The organism is Acinetobacter sp. TYF_19 (genome assembly GCF_043105125.1).
Taxonomy (GTDB): domain Bacteria; phylum Pseudomonadota; class Gammaproteobacteria; order Pseudomonadales; family Moraxellaceae; genus Acinetobacter; species Acinetobacter johnsonii.
In genome coordinates this window covers 141293-160643 of sequence record NZ_JBICLH010000013.1, presented here as the reverse complement: position 1 = coordinate 160643, position 19351 = coordinate 141293, and the positions used below count along the sequence as shown (strand labels likewise).

The following is a 19351-nucleotide window of genomic DNA, read 5'->3' as shown; positions in this document are numbered from 1 at the left end:
CAGGTGCAGACGATAGATAAACGGGCTGCACCTACCCACGGAGAGAGACATGGCAGAGCGCCTAAACAATGACTTTCAATTTCTGGATGTAGCACGCCAAGATCCAGAGAAAAAAGAGATTCAGGTCCGCAAAGCAGAGTTTGTGGAAATTTATAAACCTTTTACAGCGGAAGTGGCAGCAAATCAGACCCACCGTTGTTTAGGATGTGGTAACCCATATTGTGAATGGAAATGTCCAGTACATAACTATATTCCAAACTGGTTAAAGTTGATTGCTGAAGGCCGTATTTTCCAAGCAGCAGAACTGTGTCACCAAACCAACACGCTACCAGAAGTATGTGGTCGTGTTTGTCCGCAAGACCGTTTATGTGAAGGGGCTTGTACCTTAAACGATGGTTTTGGTGCAGTGACGATTGGTAACGCTGAAAAATATATCAATGACACTGCGTTTGCACTGGGCTGGCGTCCAGATATGTCTTCAGTCAAGTGGACGGATAAAAAAGTCGCGATCATTGGTGCAGGCCCTGCGGGTCTAGGCTGTGCTGATATTTTGGTGCGTAGCGGGGTTAAACCTGTTGTATTCGACAAACGCCCTGAAATTGGTGGTCTACTGACCTTTGGTATTCCAGAATTTAAAATGGAAAAAGATGTGATGAAGCGTCGCCGTGAAATCTTTACGGGTATGGGCGTGGAATTCCGTTTAAATACTGAAATTGGGACAGATGTCACCATCGATCAACTGCTTACAGAATACGATGCGGTGTTTATGGGTATGGGTACTTATACCTATATGAAAGGCGGCTTTGCAGGTGAAGACCTTAATGGTGTCTATGATGCATTAGATTTCTTGATTGCCAATGTCAACCGTACTCAAGGTTGGGAAAAAGATCCAAGTGAGTACATCAGTGTTGAAGGTAAAAAGGTGATTGTTCTTGGCGGTGGTGACACAGCAATGGACTGTAACCGTACTTCGATTCGTCAGGGTGCAGAAGTGGTGAGCTGTGCATACCGTCGTGACGAAGAAAACATGCCAGGTTCACGTCGTGAAGTGCAAAATGCCAAAGAAGAAGGTGTGAACTTCTTGTTTAACCGTCAACCGATTGAAATCGTCGGTGAAAATGGCAAAGTTACGGGCGTGAAAGTGGTTACGACTCAACTTGGCGAGCCGGATAGCCGTGGTCGTCGCAGTCCAGAACCAATTCCGGGTTCAGAAGAAATTTTACCGGCAGATGCGGTGTTATTGGCATTTGGTTTCCGTACCAGCCCTGCGGATTGGTTTACAAATGTGAATATTAACCTTGATGGTTCGGGTCGTGTGGTTGCAGCTGAACAGCAAACTTATAAATTCCAAACCTCAAACCCGAAAATCTTTGCGGGTGGTGATATGGTTCGTGGTTCAGACCTTGTTGTCACAGCGATTTGGGAAGGCCGTCAAGCAGCTGAAGGTATTTTGGATTATTTAGACATTTAATCTAAATCGTTCAACACAAAAACCCGCTTCGGCGGGTTTTTTTATGATCACTGTTTGCCTGAGATGATATGAAAGAGGTGGGTCGGGATAAATCGAAAAAGATCTGGTAGAGAGTCTGGTAAAAATGGATGAATTTGCAAATGCACTAAGCATTTTTGCCATATGTGAATGGCCTCTAAATTCAGGTACTGAAGATCGCTCCGTTAAATGTTAGGAAATGGACATGACTCAAGTGACGACAGAAAAATTATACCAACATCGTCCAAAAGCTCAGGGTATTACAATTCGACGTTTGCAATTCAACCCCAAAGCCATTCGCCGACATTATTTTGCCAATTCACCAGTCATGTCGCATTTACTGACGGCATTGTCTTCGACTTTTCCCATCGGAGAACAGTTCTTTGTGCATAGCGTGCGCAATGTTCGTGACCAAGTGAAGGATGACAATCTTCAAGCGCAGATTGCGGCATTTATTGGTCAAGAGGCGATGCATTCTCAAGCACACACTGCATTTAATGCGGCATGGCGCCGTGATGATTATAATCTTGATCGTTTTCAGGCGTGGTTGGCGCGTAAAGATAATTATGTGAAAAACCTGCATCCTAAAATTCAGCTCGCAATCACCTGCGCTTTTGAGCATTTTACGGCGCTTCTAGGTGGCTATATCTTAAGACACCCTGAGGTATTGAGTACCTTGGATGATGATGCGGTTAAACTCTGGGTGTGGCATGCCATTGAAGAAATTGAGCATCGCGCGGTTGCGTTCGATGTTTATCAAGATGTGTATGGCGATGACAAGATCCGTCGTTTAATCATGCGTAGTGTAACAACAGGCTTTGCCAGTTTAACTTTTTACTCGGCCAGCCGTTTATTTTTACAAGACCTTAAAAAGAGTGTACCGAAATTGGGCGGGAATCTTTTTGGATTGTATTTACTGGCGAAGATGTTTGTGCAATTACTGCCTGAATATCTGTCCTATTATAAAACCAATTTTCATCCCTCTGACATTGATTACAGCCAACTGTTGAAATACTGGAAAACTCGTTTAGCAGAAAACTATCAATTCGAACGTTTTCAGCAGGAGTTGCACGCGGTTGTTTAATGTTAAGTATAAGAAATGAGTAATAAAGGCCGAGTGAAGTTTACTCGGTTTTTTCATTTTTAGATGCTTTAACTAAAAGCAACAAAAGGATAATCAAATGTGTTTACAATCAGGTTGTTGCAATAAATACAAAAGAAAGAGGATAGCTGAATGAATTTTATGAAAAAAACTGCTGTCGTTGTTACCCTTGCGAGCACGTTAACGCTATCGGGCTGTGGTTATAATACCTTACAGGTCAAAGATGAGGCGGTTACAGCTGCGTGGTCGGAAGTACAAAACCAATATCAACGCCGCGCAGATTTGGTGCCGAACTTGGTGAATGTAGTGAAGGGGTATGCTAAGCATGAAGAGCAAGTCCTAACTGAGGTCACACAGGCTCGTGCCAATGTGGCAGGTTTAAAAGTCGATAAAGAAGTATTGGAAGACCCAGCTCTATTCCAAAAATATCAAGAAGCGCAGGCGCAAATGACAGGTGCATTGTCGCGTTTAATTGCGGTCTCAGAAAACTATCCAGACTTAAAAGCCAATGAGCAATTTCGTGATTTGCAAGTTCAACTTGAAGGCACTGAAAACCGTATTGCTGTGGCGCGTAATCGCTACATTAGTACAGTACAAGACTTTAACTCCTATGCGCGTCAGTTCCCACAAGTCATGACCGCTAAGGTAATTGGTATGGACACCAAACCGAACTTTAGTGCAGAGCAAAGTGCGCAAAAAGCGCCAACGGTGTCATTTAACTAGCTGTGACTTAAAGTAATCGCAACCATAGGGTGAATGAATGATAGGGCAGCAGCAGTTCGTACGTTTTTCATATAAATGGGTGCTTACATTCATTTTATCAGGATTGCTGTGTCTAAGTTCTTTAACATGGGCAGAGGTTGCTACAGCAACAGATGGTGCTGAGGAAACAGTTGTTGCTGGAAAGATGATTCAAGGTCAGCAAGCGGAGAGTTCCAATAATGTAAGCTCGACAAATACTGATGCCGTGTCACAGCCGTCCGTTGCCAATGATATGGCAGAAGGTGAATCGATACGGGCGTTACCAACCTTAAATGAACCCGTGATCGATCAAGCACATATTTTAAGTGCTGAAGATAAGCAAGCCATTGGCCAAAAAATTCGTGCCTTGCATGACACAGGAAAGGCACAAATAGGCGTAGTGATTGTCCCGACCACAGGTCAAGAGGATATTTTTGGTTTTGCCATGCGTATTGCAGACCAATGGCAGCTCGGTTCAGCAAAGCAGGACAACGGTTTGCTGATTGCAATTGCCGTTAATGACCGGCGTATGCAGATTCTTACGGGTTATGGTTTGGAAGGAGTCATCCCTGACATTATTGCGAATCGCATTATTAACCAACAAATCACACCATATTTTAAACAAGCTCAGTATGCCCAAGGAATCGATGCGGGACTTGCTGAAATTGAACGGATTTTAAATCTTGATCCTGAAGTTGCAGCTCAAGCGACGCAAGAACTACAAGAACGTCAAGACCAAGCCATTCGGGAGCAGGAAGCCAAAAGTAAAACGTTTAGTACTGCTTTATTTATCTTAATTGCTGGCGCAATAGGATCTTTTGTGGTGGGTAAGCGTTTAAGTGCCTCGACGGCTGCAGTTGCAGGAACCGTGGCAGGCTTGGTGAATGGAGCAGGTTTAGTCACCAGCTTACTGATTGGTGGAGGGATTTTCTTTTTACTCATCACGACCTTAGCCCAAACGATATTTCAGCTCTTTCTCTCTTCTGGCGGCGGAGGTGGGCGCGGAGGCCGTGGTGGCGGCTTTGGAGGTGGTGGTGGATATAGCGGTGGAGGCGGTGGTTTTGGCGGGGGAGGAGCATCAGGATCATGGTAACTAAAACAGAAACAACAGAAATTATCACACAGCCTAAAATGGAAGAAATGAATCAACCAAGCTTTAAACGCTGGTTAAAGCATTTTTTCTATATGCCTGCGGCTAAACGCTATTTTAATAAAATGGATCAATATGCAATCGCACAGGCAGTGATGGAAGCGGAATATGGACATGCAGGAGAAATTCAGGTGGTGATTGAGGGAAATATTCCTTCAAATCAAGCCTACTATCAAAATACTCAAATGCGTGCACGACAACTTTTCGCTGAACTGGGTGTTTGGGATACCGAGTTTAATAGTGGCATTCTTTTATATCTAAATTTATGTGAACAAAAAGTTGAAATTGTGATTGATCGGGGGATTCAAAAACAAACCGACCAAACTGTTTGGGATGAAATTTGCCAAAAAATGACTGAACAACTTTCCAAACATCAATATCGGGAAGCTGTTATGGCGGGCGTATTTAATATAGGCGATGTGTTAAATAATTTTTATGCGCAGTCAACAACAGATCAGCAGAATGAATTGAGTAATAATCCAATCATATTAGGCTAGAAAATAGGTGGATTAGTGACGTAAAATGTCACTTTTTTACTAAATTAAACAACAAAACTACATTTTAACAATTTTATTTCTACAAATTGCTGTTTTTTCTGTGAATTTTATTATAATCAATTTTGGCACAGTTAGTGCTAACTATAAATTAAGCTAAATTAGCTTTACAAAGCTTATAAATAAACAATAAACATTTGTGGAGAATGTTATGAATGTTCAAAAAGGTTTTACTTTAATTGATACTCCATAAGTGTCCACATAAAATGAACAATCCATAAGTAAGTCAATATGGACATCATCGAATAATCGACAGACCCGTTCCCGCTATGAAGCAGAAATATTCCTTTGCTCTTCTTTTGTTTCTTCCTACATTGATTCATGCACAAGCGTTAGACTTAATTCAATATTCAGATATTTCATCAATTCCTCAAATTGCTTTGAATCCAAAAATCCAAACAGAACTTCAAACATTGTTAAAGCATGATTATCTAAAATTTCAATCTAATTTCGATAATTACTCAGCGCCCTATTTACTAAAGACAGATGAGGCTCTGTATTATGAAGGTCGGTCTGGAAGCAGTTTAGATGCTTCATCAGCGATTGTTTTTAAAGATGGGCGATTGTTTGCTGCAATTTATTTTGCCAAAACCAAGACGTTAAAATACTTTAGCAATGATGCAAGTTGCTCAAAACAGTTACATCCTGCGATTCAAGTCTTTGCTCAGCAGCGTGAAATTCAAAGTATTGAGTATGAGACAGCAAGAGTGGAAAGCGCTTTAAAATATCATCTTGGTTTAGCTGCTCAATGTGAGGCTTATATAGAAAAACTAAAGAAAGGAAACTCAAGCTTTTTGAACATCTAAACCAAGATGAAAAATCTATAATGGCTCAATGGAAAGGTAAGTGAGTCGTATAAAATAAACGGGGAATATTTTTCCTTCAATAAGCTCAGGAAACTGTTGGCTGAGACTTCGGCGTGAGCTTAGTCGGACGCTTGTCGAAGCCATTGTGTGACAATATACTCCTATGGACTAACTTATACTCAACTTGCACAAATTATGTTGTGTAACGTATGTAACATGTTGAAATTGTTAAAAAATAGGATAACTAAAAATGCAACAGACTGAATTAAAACAATTACCAGACTGGTTATTAGAACAGTTACCCAAAATAACTGAACCAGCAATTTTATCACTGTGGGATACGAAACTTGTGGTCACTTACCCTGATCGTATGGAAGCAATTCACGAAAGCTTAAAAGACGTACAACACCAGATCCATCATGTCAAACCTAAAGATTCACAGATTCTACCAGAGGGTTATCAATATTTTGGTGAGGATAAAGAGAGTGGTTGCCTATTTTTTAAAACCTCTGAGCATCTTCCTAGTAGTTTTTTTCCTACACCGATAAAAAAAATTTGAGCATTTACAATCTGCTTTACAGACTGCCTTTGAAAATGAGCAAGCATAATCTCGCAAATCCAACAGACTTTTTAACTGCTTATCATTTTATTGATACACAGCCAGCTTTTTGGACGGTTATTGGTGATGTACCATCATGGCACTGGAATACAGGGGGGCATTGCCAAAATGTTTATCACGGTGCATATAATGATGAAGATAATGGACAATTAGTGATTTATTTAGAAACTGGCTCACATCTCAATAAAGTAGAAGATGGTGGTAAATTATACCCAGAGCATTATCATGATTATCGTTTAGATGTTTGGGCAAATACGTTTGAACAGGCGTTTATCAAGTTGGCGGCAATGGTATATAAGTTTTTTGACCATCAAGGTGTTGAGCGTCCAAATGTGCCACATATAAAACCAGCATGGGTTCTGGAGCTTGATGAACGAATTGCAGAATTTAAAAAATGGAAAAATGAGGAGCTGTGAGTATTCACTATTAGGTGGCGTCCATGAGTTATTAAAGTATGTCGTTTAAAACATCTGCTAGCTTTTGACCATTCTTACGATCAATTAAACGTGCTGACATACCAAATTCATTTGGACCACTATAATCAGCTAAAGGTGTATCTCCGATAAACAAAACATCTTTGGCACGACATTCTAATTGATCTATTAAATATTGATAAATTTGTGACTCTGGTTTAATTGCACCAACTTCATAACTCCAAGCATAAGTATCGATGTTAGGTAATAATGAAGAAACAACTTTTCCATATGGCATGGCTAAATTTGAGCATAATGCCAATCTGAATCCCAATTCTTTTAATTCTTCTAAAGTTGAGAGCGTATCTTCATATAGAACAATGGATTGTAATTCATCGTTTAAATCATGCTCAAGTTCTTGTAATAATTGGTCTGGAATATTTATTCCTAGTAATTTTACAAGTTCAGTAAAACTTAAATTTTGAGACATAATGAATTTGGCATCATCAGGTTTTGGCTGTCGCCCATTTTCCTTAAGCCATTTTATTAATTTTCTATATGGGGAGCGTCTTTCCCCTATCTTCACAAGTGTGCCAAATACGTCAAAAATAATGACTGAAGGCTCAATATGGCCTGCTTTTATAAATGATTCCATATTTCTATACCCAATTAAATTAAGCTTTATTTCTTGTTCAGATTACCATAAGAGCATTACTATAAAAATTTAAGGGAGATATTTGATATCTCCCTTTGATTATTTTATTCACTGAAGTTTGCAAACATAATTTTAGGAAAGTTTTTCATGAAATGACGTCTAACATGATTGAAGTCGTTGAGGTCATTTTGAGTTTTTGAAAAGTAATTAACCCAAGCTAAAGTTGCATCTTGGTCATTTAAGTTAGGATTAACATTCAGAAATAAGGCTAAATCAAATGTACGGTCAATATTAAACTCTTTGATTAGAGCAACAGCAGTTGAGCGGACTTCTTCTGAAACAGAGGATTTTGGAGAAAAATAGTTATTCATAGCTGAACTCGCATAGAAATTATATAATGATATTTAGAAAGGTTAAATTGTCTCACTATGAAACAAAATAACCTTCTATAGGTTAAATTATCATTTTAAAAATTATTTATCAAGTTAAATTAACTTACTGTAGGTTATTATTCTGATTTGAAGGTTGCTATGATTAGATGTAGATTGTCAGCTTTAATGGGTGAACGAAAAATTTTAAAGTTAAGTGAGGTAGCTCAGGCGACCAGTATTAATCGCAATACGCTAACGAGTCTTTACTATGACCGGGCAATACGAATTGAACTTTCGGTTGCTGATACTTTGTGTAAATATTTTGATTGTAATATGCAAGATCTATTTGAATATACTAATGGGGATGAAGAAAGGGATGACACCTAGTAAAATGTCATCTCTTTTTTTAAAGCTCAATAGGATGTTTTAGATACAACTCAGGATCATTTCAAACAGTCTGAATGTATTAGGCAATACTCTTGCCCTCATACTTGATAACTATTATTTAGATCAACCCTTGCCTGTATACTACTTTACCTAAAACTATTATTTCTGACTCGTTCACCGTGTTGTCAGGATAAGCTGAATTGTCTTTAGTTATTTCAATCAACCCATTAGCACTACGGTGTAAACGAACAACCATTCTTTCACCATAGAAATATATTAAATAAATTAATCCCGATATAAAGTATTTATCTGACGTATCAACTAAAACTAAATCATCATTAAAAAGGGTTTCCTGCATTGCATCCCCCTTAATCTTAAAAACGCTTAGTATATCTACTTCATTTAAATGATTTTTAGTGCAAAATGATTTAGAGAGCATAATTTTATCTCCATCATTATTGCTAAAAGATATAACCTGATCGCCATCTAAATCATTTATATCAAGAGAACAAAGATCACTTTTACTGAAAATCTGATCACTTATATCAAGCGCTTTTAAGATTTTCATATATGTAGCTTGACGTGGTTTTGCGGTACCAACTTCATAATCAGAAATTTGTTTTCTTGAAATACCAACTGCATTAGCCAATTCTTGTTGAGATAGCCCTCGCTGTGATCGAAAAAACCTTAAACGCTCAGAGAAATCAGCAACCATAAAAAAATCCTTGACAGCTATCAAAACCTATCATAAATTATCAATTGCTATCTTGAAGTTATGAAAGGAGTTATCATGTACACATGTTCTTATGATGACGAATTAGCAGATATTGTCAAGGCTGCTGCAAAACGCGAAAACCGCACATATCGCGGTCAATTCAACCACTATTTAAAATTGATCCTTCAGCATGAAGGTCTTTTAGAAAGTCCAGACAACAAAAAAGCAGATTACACTCGCCAAAGTAACCAATCTGCCCACATTCAACCCTAACCAAAGGAATCGAAACCATGAGAAGTCTAACCCAAATCGCAGTACCTTTCCATAATGCTGAATTATATGTTGTTGAGCATAAAGGGCAACCCTACACCCTCATGCAAACTATTGTTGAAGGTATGGGCTTGGATTGGAAAAGGCAATTCGTCAAACTAAAACAGTGTTTTGCACAAGGTATGGTGGAAATCACCATACCTACAATATGTCATTTACATTTAATAGCCGTCTTGGAAAACCATAAGTATCATTTATTTCAAAAAATTCTTGGATACTGGATAGCGAAAATATTGCAGGAATCATTGGTGATCCATCTGGACCTAAGAAAGAGCTTCTATCTGAAATTATTCAAGCAGCAACTAAATGCTTAACCAAATAATTTCACTACTTATTCCGTAGAGCAATTATTTTCATTCGGCAAAAAGTATAAAAGCCCATGCGGGAACATGAGCTCTTATGAATGTCTTGATTGGCATCCAGACACTTCGATTTTGATCGATAGGGGCATTTTTGTCAATCCTATCTCAAGGTCACTTTTTGCCTGTTTTTTAATAAACAGGAGGCTCAAAATGAGCACTAAACTTAAAAATGGTCAGTCACGCTACCAATCAAAAGCCAAAGTTGTGACCATTAAAAAATTTCAGTTATTGACGTTGAGACAGGCAACTGATCGTTTAAATGATGCAGCGTTTGAAAAACATGGTGATGCTTACCTTGAATTCCCTGTAATTGTTCAGGGAGATGGTAGCCCTTCTGATGTTTTTAATCTATATTTGCTGAAAAAACTTGAGCAAACAATACAGTATGATTTTAAAACATTTTCATCTATTGCCAATCAGCTTGTTGATTTTCAGCGTTTTTTAGAAGATGAGCAACTGAACTGTTTGAAGTTCCATAAAGTAAAACAGTCAAATGCGATTTTTAAATATCGTACTCGTCTTATTGAGCAGGCAAATGCAGGTCTAATTTCAGCTCGCTCTGCAAGTAATCGAATTAATGCGGTAGTGAATTTTTACCGATTTCTCGTTACAGAAGATTTGATCGATCATCAGTGCTATGGCATACCGTTTAAAGACGTTTACAAATATATTGCTGTAGATAATGAATTTGGTGCACGTCGAAAAATGGCAATTAAGTCACATGATTTTGCAATTCATGTTCCAGCCAAAGCTCCAAATTCTGAAGCGATTGTGGATGGTGGTGAATTAAGCCCTCTCAGCGTTGAATCGCAAACTGTCATATTAAAAGCACTGCAAAAATCATCACGTGAATATCAGCTGATGTTCTATCTAGCATTATTCACAGGTGCCCGTTTACAAACGATTTGTACTTTACGAATAAAAAGCTTAATTGGTTGTGAGCTTGATAGTCATGGCTTTATTCGTCTGCCTGTTGGAGCAGGGACAGGCATTGATAGCAAATTTCAAAAGCCAATGACCTTATTGATCCCCAATTGGTTAGCGCAAGATCTTAAAATTTATATCAATAGTGAGCAAGCGAGTCAGCGTAGACAGAAGTCAAACTATGGCGAATCGGATGAAAACTATGTGTTTCTCACAAAATTAGGGACACCATTTTATACAAGTAAAGTAGAGCAGCAAGAGTTGACCGAAAAGATCAAAAGCTCTGACTCATTTGGGATGAGGCTTAAACTGTATGAAGGTGAAGCCGTTCGTAGTTACTTAAAAGTCGTGTTGTTACCCGAAATTCGCCTGATTGATCCGCAATTTCCAAGCTTTAAATTTCATGATTTACGTGCCAGTTTTGGTATGAATCTACTGGAAAGCCAGTTACAGCATTTACCTGAAGGGCATTCAGCTATGACAGCAGTTGAATATGTGCAAGCTCGGATGGGTCATCGTAATATTAGTACGACTTTGCAATATTTGAACTATAAATCACGGTTGCAATGGCGCAGTAAAATTCAGCATGAGTATGAGTCTAGCTTGATGAAATACGTCAAGTCCTCTGTGGATTTAGCAGGAGATTTGTCATGAATTTTATTCGTACTCCATTGTTTGTACATATCACTGATATTCATAAACAGATTACTGAGCATGAGCGTTTAATACTCGTGCTCAAAGATAAAACGGCCTCATTTTCTTTTAGAACTTTAGATATTGGTACATTCTTTTTTGCTAAAAGAGCATGTTCTTCCGATATATCAGACAATGAGCTTGTCGCTTCTTTTGATGAAAAAAGACGCTATTTTTTAAAATATTTTACAGATTATATACTGCAAATGGATGGATCGGACCTATCAAAAGGGTTGTTCTATTCCATCATCAAGATGTTTTTGGATTGGATTGATCAACAAAAGAAAATTTTTGATTTATCCGATAAGGACAGCATGATCGATGCCTATCGTCGCTATAGTAAATCTCTGGTTGATCGGACTTTGCTTGCGGACACTGATGAAGATAACTTGGCTGCGCATACCGCAAAGCAGTATCAGCGTTATGTTGCAAAACTGATTGCATATGTATTTGATTGTCATGAAATTGATATTTCTAGTCAAGCGATGCAAGTACAAGCACAGCATTATGATGTTCCTGTTTTACCGATTGCACAGGAAGATCATCAGAAGACGTATGCAACTTTGTTGAATGTCTTTCTTGAAATTTATCGTATTGTGATGCAAGGCGCAGATTTTCCAGCACATTTTCAGTCCGTGGATCAGGAAGAGTTCTATTTTTACTCAGGTTTTCATCATCAAACTGAAAAACAACATATTCAGTTTGATATGCACAGCTATTTATCTAAATATTCAGCTATTCCCGATTTTTCAAAAATGCTGGTGGATTTCGGGCTTGCTGAGGATAGTGAACATCGAAAACGTTTACGTGAAAATCGTAATCAAGCTATTCGCAACCTTGAGGAACGTAATAAAGACAAACGACATATGGAGCGAGAGCGACTTGCTTTATATGGTCTAGTCATCGGTATGTTACTCTTTATTGCACAAACGGGGGCTAATTTAGACACAGCTCAGCAGTTACAGCTGGATACGATGGAAATCTTGCCCTCAACTCAGGGACGGAGATTTTCGGGCACAAAAAGCCGTGCTGGTGGGAAAGAAGTTCAGCCTGAGTTTGGGGTGAAATTTGAACCTGTTTTTAGACAAATTTTAGAACTTCGAGCATGGTATATCCAAGATGAAACCTGTATTTTTGTCTTTCCACAACGTAATGAAATTCAAAGACTTGTGCCGATTGGGAATGGTAAGTTGCAATTACTCAAAAGCTTTTTACAACGCATTTTCCCTCAAATGGTTTGGATTACTCCACAACAGTGGCGTAAGCACGTCAGTAGTCAGTATGTCGAACTAAGCGATGGCGATTTATTGCTTGAAGTCGAAAAAATGGGACACTCACTCGATACTGCGAAGAAAAACTACAGTCGAACTTCATTTAAAGATGCAAGCCAACAGATTTCACAATTCTTTTATGAACTGCGAGAAGTTGCAGTGTCACAAACTCGAACCGTTGAGCGTATTCCTGTGCAAATGCTAGATGAAACTATTGATGCTCAAGCCTCACCTGTCGGTGCATGTGCCTCTATCCATCCACAGCCTGAAAAAGCTATTGGGTTTACTGAACGAGCCCCTACACCCAATTGTCAGCAATTTGAGCATTGCTTATTCTGCCAACACTATGCAGTCCACGCTGATGACGAAGATATGCGTAAGCTTTTATCACTGAAAAGCCTGCTCGGCTACGTTAAGCAAAAAGCCACGGACTTAATCAAGTGGGAACAGCAGTTTGGGGTTGTGCTACATCGAATTGACGAAGTACTCAAGGAGTTATCAGATACTTATGAAAATTTACGTGATCATATTTTTTCAATTCAAGAAGAAGTAGAAAGCGGTGATTTAGATACCTATTGGCTCAATCATTTTGAATTGCTAATTGATTTGGGGTGGATATCATGAGTTCATTTAATTCATATCTATATTCATTGGGTATTGCTGAGCAGTTCTTACCTGATGAGTACAATCTACTGAATAATCAGCTGACTGTTCCAAGTACTTTTGTATTATCGCGAATGAAGAGTGGTGAGATATTGTCAGTTTATTCAGACAATATCTGGGATCTTTCTCCATATTTACCGAAGTGTGATTGTCGCCTGAATTTTGATAGTTGGCTTGAAAATGCCCGAGAAAATGACTTTCTTTACTGTCAAATTCGGGCAGAAATGAAAAAAATCAGTTTTGCTTTGCTTTATATAAAATCTGGTAAGTCGATTATTAAAAGTATCGAACAGCGGCATACGGTTTTACGCCAGTTTGCAGCAATTGCATATAAAAATGGCTGTACATTGCAGCAGTTATTTAGCGATGTTTCTTATATGTCAAAAGTAAATGATGCTTATGTTGGGGTAAGCTATCAAAAAGCCATTCACATTAAAGCATTTATAACGGATTGTTTTGCCTTACAACAGCAATACCCATTGCTCATTCCTGCGTTTAGTACATATAAGCCAATAGAGCATTTAGCAAAGTTGGCTGCTCAACTCAGGTTGCAGTCAGGCAAAGTAGGCCCACAAACCAAAGTTGTTCCTTCACGGCTTTATATAGCCTTAATTAATGCTTTAGCAGATAAATTGAATGAATTTAATCAAAACGCATCAGCACTTCTGAAATGGTTTCAGCGCAAGCAGCAGGATGCAAATTTTGCTTTGATGCCGACAGAATTTAAGCGTGAAAAAAATGCGGTAAGTTTTGCTGATGCTCGAGATTTACTCGGTTTAACGGCACTGTTTGAAAATAATCAGATTCAAAAACATGCCAACCTCACCCGTTATATGACGCTGATTCAAGGTATGGCCAAACTTTGGATTCATTTGTTTACAGGCATGCGTGATAATGAAGTGAATCAGCTGTCTTCTGATTGCTATCAAACTATTCAAAGTAACGAGCATCTTGTGCATGTCATTATGGGCTATACATCAAAATTACACGGTGGTGGCAACAAGTCTACGTATTGGATTACGTTTGAAGATATTCAAGTAGGCGTACATGCAGCACAAAGCATTGGTGAAATCTACGCTCTGCTCAACTCACATTATGATATGTCTAATCCTGCTGAATACCCATTATTTCCAACGCTATACTCGCAAAAGCATCGAAATAAAAATAACCGCAATATTGAGCATGAAACGGATTTTATCTCTAATTTTGAGGGTGCTCCGACTCGAACACAGTCTAATTTTAATCAGTATTTAAGCCGTATTTCTGTCTTGCTTGGAGATGGGTTGAAAATCACAGAAAGTGATATCGCCGAGCTTGAAGCTTTTGATGGTTTCCGCAATTGGCGAGAAGAAAAAGACTGCCAAGTTGGTCAATACTGGAATATTTGCACGCATCAATTTAGACGTTCGCTTGCAGTTTATGGCGCACGTTCAGGCATGATCGGACTCGGCGCTTTGTCAGTCCAATTTAAGCATCTAACAGAGTCTATGACGTTGTATTACCGTAATAATGCGGTATTTGCACCAAATATTTTAGTGAGTGACAGTCAAAAAGAGTTTATTCAAGAACTGGAATATCAGCGCTTGGTGCATTCTTATGCTCAGTTTGAAGATGGTGTAATTAATAGTGCTAGCCGTTTACTTGGTGGGACAGGAACCTATTTGCAGCTACAAAAAGACCGCGAGCAATTACTCACAGTATTTCCAAACCGTGATGAAGCGATTAAGCGCATGAAAAAAGGGGAAATTGCTTACAAACCGAGTCTTTTGGGTGCTTGTACTAATCCTGATTCTTGCGAAAAAATTTCATTTACTGCGATTACCAGTTGTTTGAGTTGTGCCCATGCTGTGTTTGATGCAACAAGTGCTGAAAAAATGCAAAAAGCGGTTCATCGACTACAACGGCAGCGAGATATGCAAGTACAGAACAGTCTGCTATACGGGCAAATGGACAGTGAGATTTTGGCTTTAAACAAAATGATTCAAAAAATTAAAACGATTAATATTGAGGTATAAAATATGAGTGCACTTAATGATTATTACGCTGCTTTAGAGCGTTTAAAAGCCAATAAACCTGAGGTTCTGCCGAAAGGCTCTGCCATTAATAACGATACGGTTGCAATGGAGGCTGGACGTAAACGAGGCTCGATTAAAAAGAGCCGTCATGCTGCGCTTATAGAGGCGATTGAGCTGGTGGCACAAAAAGTGGGACAAATTGTTCTTTCGCCTACACAGCAGGTTGAAAAAGCTAAAAATAAGACTAAGGCGGTGAAAACGAACTATGAGCAGTTAGAAGAAGATTATGAAATATTACTAGGAAAGTGTAATTCGCTGTTGATGGAGAATTTTGAGTTGAGGAAAAAATATAACAATTCAAAATTTAAAACCCTAAATATTTAGTTATTTAGGGTTAAGTTTTTCAGTGTAATTATAATCCCTTTCCATATTTATATTCCGTAATCATATTATCATCAGTAATAACTTCGGGTTGATGACTAGAAAATTCGGAAAAATCAATTCTGTCGTAAGGAACAAGAGGAGTTTGTAAAATAATATCACTTGCTAGAGAACAGTCTTGTTGATCTTTGAAAACAGGTTTTTGAGTAGAATATCTAACCAATTTACATAAATTATTGTGAATATTATTATGATCTTCTAATGCTATTGGTTGCATAGAATTTAGTACCATAAATTTATATTTATAGACATAAGGAAAAACTTTTGATGCGGTATAATAGGCATCAGCTGATTGAGTAGTATTATAGAATAAAATACCTTTTGGTTTCATATGTGATTTTACAATATTTAAAAAGTCTTGACTTAAAAGATTTGATGCATAGGCGCGCCAGTACCATGTTGTATTCATAAGTATAATATCAAATTTTTTATCTGTTTTTCTTTTAATCCATTTTCTACCATCATCAAAAATAATTTCAATGCGTTTGTCTTTTAAAATATCAGATACAATTGGATCAGTTTTAATAAGTTCGATATACGCTGGATTAATTTCAATCACTGTAATTTTTTCGATATTAGGCATCATACTTAAGACTTTTACCCAAGATCCTGTACTTAAGCCAATGACTAAGATATCTTTGGCTTCAGGTTTAAGAACAGGTAGCAAATAAGCACGATCAATACCGTTTGAATTATGGAATATATCAGTGTTTAATTTTCCATCATATACATTTGCACCAAAAACAATTTGATCCTTTTCTTCTTGATATATTTGAATAAAACCATGCTTATTTTCTATAATCCTTGTAGGATATACGTTATCCTGATAACTATTCTTTGATAATTCATAGAAAATTTTTTCAGGAACAAACAGTAGTGATAATGAAATAGCAGAGAAGACACTTATAATTATTTTAATTTTATTCTGATTAAAGCATAGTATGGAAATAGTAAGTGTCAATATACATACTAAAATATATACTTGTTGTGTGTTTAAATAATCAAGTGCAACAAAACTAATTGATAATGGTGCAATAGAACTGCCAAAAACATTTGAAAAGTAAACATTTGAAATTTGGGAACCTGTTTTTATCTGTTGAGTACCAATATGATGAATTAGTGGGAATGCAATACCACGAATCGCTGCACAAATAAACACACAAAATCCTGCTATTATAATAAATACAGAATTTTTAGCTGCAAAAAAAGAAAGTGTGATTAAAAATATATCTATTATTGATGCAGTTAAAAATATATATCCAATAGACTCTAATTTTATGGTTTTAGAATTTTTACATAATTTTTTACCAATATTTGCTCCTATTGCAATACCTATTAAAAATAGTGCCAATGTATATGAAAATGCTTGTGGGACAGACATACCTGCAAATGAAATAATGCGCATCCATATAATTTCTAATGAAAGACTTAAAAATCCACTGAAAAAAGATACAATATATACTAGATGATTATTTTTCATATCTCTTCATTCCATAAGTAGAATATATACCTATTGCAATTATTAAGTTTAAAGTAGCAGCAATATAAATCGTTTGTGATAAAGTAAAATAATTGAAAAAAACAAAACCTGTTGTTAATGCACCAAAAGCAGCTCCAAGTGTATTGAGAAAATACAATCTACCTATAGAATCACCAATGTTCTGAATATGCTGATTAAAGAAATTCGTTAGTAATGGTAAAGTTGTTCCCATTAGAAATGTAGGAAATAGAAGTAATATGAAGCTTCCTAGAGCAGTAATTAATAAATTGGAATGTATAAGAATATCTTGTACAAAAAATATAAATTTATGACTAAAAAAACCAAAACAACCAATACCTAATTCGATGAGGCAGAATATTAAGATAATATTTTGAGGATATTTGTCTGCGATTCTACCGCCAAAAAATGCACCAACACCTAAGCCTGCCATAAAGGCAGAAACAATCACTGTAATTGATGTTAAATCGACTCCAAATCCTGTGAAGAGTAAACGTTGCCAACAAACTTGATAAATTAAAGCACTCAAACCTGAAATAAAAAATATTCCAGCAAGATTGGAGAGCATTTTTTGCTGTGGCTGATTCATTGTATTTCCTTACATACGCCTTGAGGCTGTGTTTTATCAAAATCTATGCCACCTTCAACAAGTCGAGGATAGTTTTTGAAATCTTTTAATATACTTTTGTCCAGTGAATCATTGGGTATCTTCAAATTTGCAGCATCTATTAATGTTGGAAAAATTGAAGTTTGGTTAATTTTACGTTGTTTGTTTTGCTCTAGCCAATTGATCTTCGTGGGATTTCTTTGTTGATATAAATCTGAATACCATGCAAATGATGCGATTTCATAATTGTAAATCGTTGTATTACCATGACCGCTTTTATTACATTCATTATCAAATAAATCCTCGCCATGATCAGATGCAAAAAAAACAAATGATTCTGTATCTTTTTGCATTTTTAAAATTTCAATTAATTCATTTAAAACATAATCTGTATATAAAATTGAATTATCGTAACTATTTAATAATTCAGTTTTATATCTTTTATCTTGCATGCTGTAGTTTTTAATATTATTTAATGATGGTCTAAAAATATCAAAATTATTAGTATAACGATGACTATAATTATAGTGACTCCCTAAAGTATGAATCACAATAAATTTTTTATCTCCAGCAGATTGTATCGCTTTTTTTAATTCAGGGAATATAATTTCATCAGTATCCCCCCTATTAGAATAACTGGTTTTATTTAAAAACAGCATATAATCTGCTTCTTTTGCATATACTGAAGTGCTGGTATCGAATGCACCAAATTTTTGTTGTGTAGAGATCCAATAGGTGGAGAATCCAGTTTCCTTAAATGCTGATATAATCGACCTCTCTGGAAAATCATAACGATAAACTTGCTGTGCTGGTTTTCGTGTAATCATCATTGGAATGGAACTACGAGTTGCTGTCGAAATAGAGAGCATATTATCAAAATTAACTAAATTCTTTTGTTGATTTAATAATGGATTAGTTTCTCTTTGATATCCATTTAATGACCAGTTATGTTTACGACTAGTTTCACCAATGATTAAAATATACACTTCTTTTGTACGAATATTTTGTGCATGTTGTATAGTATTAAATTTGAAATCCTTATTTTTACTAAATGCCTGCTTAACTTTATTTTGTTCAACATATAATTTATTAAAGGAAATTATTAACCCTAGAGGATAGGTTTTTTTTAATTCTTGTAAAAAGTTATTATCTTCTTGGACTAAAAAATCATTCTGTTTTGTGAAATTATTATTAATAGTATTGCTAATTTTTTGTTGGCTGATATAAGAGACTATAAAGTAAAATATAAAGACACTCAAAACCCAATATCTACTACGATGTATCCAAATTGCAGGGTATTTATAGCATTTGTAGCAAAAGTAAATACAAAGTATATTCCAAATTAATATATATATTACATAATTATATATTTTCTCTCCTAGAAAACTCAATATTTCTTGAAAATTTGTTTCTAAAACTATACTTAATATTTGTTCATTAATCGAGGTTTGATAAATTGAGATATAATATAAGTAAAATGGAATGATCCATAAAAAAGGTAAAAATAAAAAACTATATTTAGTTGTTTTAAAAAATGCAAATAGT

21 protein-coding genes are annotated in these 19351 nt (G+C 36.6%); 15 read left to right on the top strand and 6 right to left on the bottom strand.

Going from position 1 to position 19351, the window contains the following annotated elements; genetic code table 11:
• Positions 1-49 precede the first annotated feature (49 nt).
• The 8 genes from ACF8FD_RS01345 to ACF8FD_RS01310 all read left to right on the top strand — a co-directional run bounded on the left by ACF8FD_RS01345 (position 50) and on the right by ACF8FD_RS01310 (position 6877).
• A complete protein-coding gene (locus ACF8FD_RS01345; protein WP_005401346.1) occupies positions 50-1471 on the top strand; it encodes an FAD-dependent oxidoreductase in 1422 nt (473 codons plus the stop codon).
• A 223-nt stretch (positions 1472-1694) separates the two neighbouring features.
• A complete protein-coding gene (locus tag ACF8FD_RS01340; RefSeq protein ID WP_279678844.1) occupies positions 1695-2573 on the top strand; it encodes a metal-dependent hydrolase in 879 nt (292 codons plus the stop codon).
• 150 nt (positions 2574-2723) lie between these two features.
• Positions 2724-3314 carry a LemA family protein gene (locus tag ACF8FD_RS01335; RefSeq protein WP_125280904.1) on the top strand — a complete coding sequence of 197 codons (591 nt, stop codon included), beginning with the start codon at positions 2724-2726 and terminating at the stop codon, positions 3312-3314.
• 37 nt (positions 3315-3351) lie between these two features.
• Entirely contained in the window at positions 3352-4425 is a 1074-nt protein-coding gene (locus ACF8FD_RS01330; protein WP_279678845.1) for a TPM domain-containing protein, read from the top strand.
• Positions 4419-4979 carry a TPM domain-containing protein gene (locus tag ACF8FD_RS01325; RefSeq protein ID WP_279678846.1) on the top strand — a complete coding sequence of 187 codons (561 nt, stop codon included), beginning with the start codon at positions 4419-4421 and terminating at the stop codon, positions 4977-4979. The genes ACF8FD_RS01330 and ACF8FD_RS01325 overlap by 7 nt, the downstream gene beginning before the upstream one ends.
• 326 nt (positions 4980-5305) lie before the next feature.
• Entirely contained in the window at positions 5306-5842 is a 537-nt protein-coding gene (locus ACF8FD_RS01320; RefSeq protein ID WP_392452912.1) for a hypothetical protein, read from the top strand.
• A 250-nt stretch (positions 5843-6092) separates the two neighbouring features.
• Positions 6093-6401, top strand: coding sequence for a hypothetical protein (locus ACF8FD_RS01315; RefSeq protein ID WP_227552262.1), 309 nt, complete (start codon positions 6093-6095; stop codon positions 6399-6401).
• A 35-nt stretch (positions 6402-6436) separates the two neighbouring features.
• Positions 6437-6877: a hypothetical protein gene (locus ACF8FD_RS01310; protein ID WP_392452910.1), complete on the top strand. Its 441-nt coding sequence runs from the start codon at positions 6437-6439 to the stop codon at positions 6875-6877.
• A gap of 31 nt (positions 6878-6908) precedes the next feature.
• Here ACF8FD_RS01310 and ACF8FD_RS01305 read toward each other — a convergent pair whose 3' ends face one another.
• Both ACF8FD_RS01305 and ACF8FD_RS01300 read right to left on the bottom strand, forming a co-directional pair.
• Positions 6909-7529: an HAD family hydrolase gene (locus tag ACF8FD_RS01305; RefSeq protein WP_004994339.1), complete on the bottom strand. Its 621-nt coding sequence runs from the start codon at positions 7527-7529 to the stop codon at positions 6909-6911.
• Positions 7530-7633: 104 nt separating this feature from the next.
• A complete protein-coding gene (locus ACF8FD_RS01300; protein WP_392452909.1) occupies positions 7634-7900 on the bottom strand; it encodes a hypothetical protein in 267 nt (88 codons plus the stop codon).
• 159 nt (positions 7901-8059) lie between these two features.
• Here ACF8FD_RS01300 and ACF8FD_RS01295 point away from each other — a divergent pair, with 159 nt between their 5' ends.
• Positions 8060-8287, top strand: a complete 228-nt coding sequence (locus tag ACF8FD_RS01295) for a helix-turn-helix transcriptional regulator (protein ID WP_004994336.1) — start codon at positions 8060-8062, stop codon at positions 8285-8287.
• A 118-nt stretch (positions 8288-8405) separates the two neighbouring features.
• On the opposite strand, the gene ACF8FD_RS01290 is transcribed toward ACF8FD_RS01295, so the two are convergent.
• Complete coding sequence (locus tag ACF8FD_RS01290) at positions 8406-9002, bottom strand: LexA family transcriptional regulator (RefSeq protein ID WP_004994334.1); 597 nt, start codon at positions 9000-9002, stop codon at positions 8406-8408.
• Between the two features lie 75 nt (positions 9003-9077).
• Between ACF8FD_RS01290 and ACF8FD_RS01285 the strand changes: the two genes are divergently transcribed.
• From ACF8FD_RS01285 to ACF8FD_RS01260, 6 genes are all read left to right on the top strand, one after another.
• A complete protein-coding gene (locus ACF8FD_RS01285; RefSeq protein ID WP_392452906.1) occupies positions 9078-9275 on the top strand; it encodes a hypothetical protein in 198 nt (65 codons plus the stop codon).
• Between the two features lie 17 nt (positions 9276-9292).
• Positions 9293-9646, top strand: a complete 354-nt coding sequence (locus ACF8FD_RS01280; protein WP_004994328.1) for a phage antirepressor N-terminal domain-containing protein — start codon at positions 9293-9295, stop codon at positions 9644-9646.
• A gap of 198 nt (positions 9647-9844) precedes the next feature.
• Positions 9845-11272 carry a site-specific integrase gene (locus ACF8FD_RS01275; RefSeq protein WP_075314570.1) on the top strand — a complete coding sequence of 476 codons (1428 nt, stop codon included), beginning with the start codon at positions 9845-9847 and terminating at the stop codon, positions 11270-11272.
• Positions 11269-13206 (top strand): hypothetical protein, encoded by a 1938-nt coding sequence (locus ACF8FD_RS01270; RefSeq protein ID WP_392452904.1) that lies wholly within the window; start codon positions 11269-11271, stop codon positions 13204-13206. The genes ACF8FD_RS01275 and ACF8FD_RS01270 overlap by 4 nt, the downstream gene beginning before the upstream one ends.
• Positions 13203-15260, top strand: coding sequence for a hypothetical protein (locus ACF8FD_RS01265; RefSeq protein ID WP_392452902.1), 2058 nt, complete (start codon positions 13203-13205; stop codon positions 15258-15260). Before ACF8FD_RS01270 ends, ACF8FD_RS01265 begins: the two co-directional genes overlap by 4 nt.
• Positions 15261-15263: 3 nt before the next feature.
• Positions 15264-15644, top strand: a complete 381-nt coding sequence (locus tag ACF8FD_RS01260) for a hypothetical protein (protein ID WP_392452899.1) — start codon at positions 15264-15266, stop codon at positions 15642-15644.
• 28 nt (positions 15645-15672) lie between these two features.
• Here ACF8FD_RS01260 and ACF8FD_RS01255 read toward each other — a convergent pair whose 3' ends face one another.
• The 3 genes from ACF8FD_RS01255 to ACF8FD_RS01245 are packed head-to-tail and all read right to left on the bottom strand — an operon-like array spanning position 15673 to position 19065.
• A complete protein-coding gene (locus ACF8FD_RS01255; protein WP_392452897.1) occupies positions 15673-17181 on the bottom strand; it encodes a fused MFS/spermidine synthase in 1509 nt (502 codons plus the stop codon).
• Complete coding sequence (locus tag ACF8FD_RS01250) at positions 17171-17788, bottom strand: fused MFS/spermidine synthase (protein ID WP_005156545.1); 618 nt, start codon at positions 17786-17788, stop codon at positions 17171-17173. The genes ACF8FD_RS01255 and ACF8FD_RS01250 overlap by 11 nt, the downstream gene beginning before the upstream one ends.
• Entirely contained in the window at positions 17785-19065 is a 1281-nt protein-coding gene (locus tag ACF8FD_RS01245; protein WP_392452894.1) for a phosphoethanolamine transferase, read from the bottom strand. The genes ACF8FD_RS01250 and ACF8FD_RS01245 overlap by 4 nt, the downstream gene beginning before the upstream one ends.
• Positions 19066-19351 lie beyond the last annotated feature (286 nt).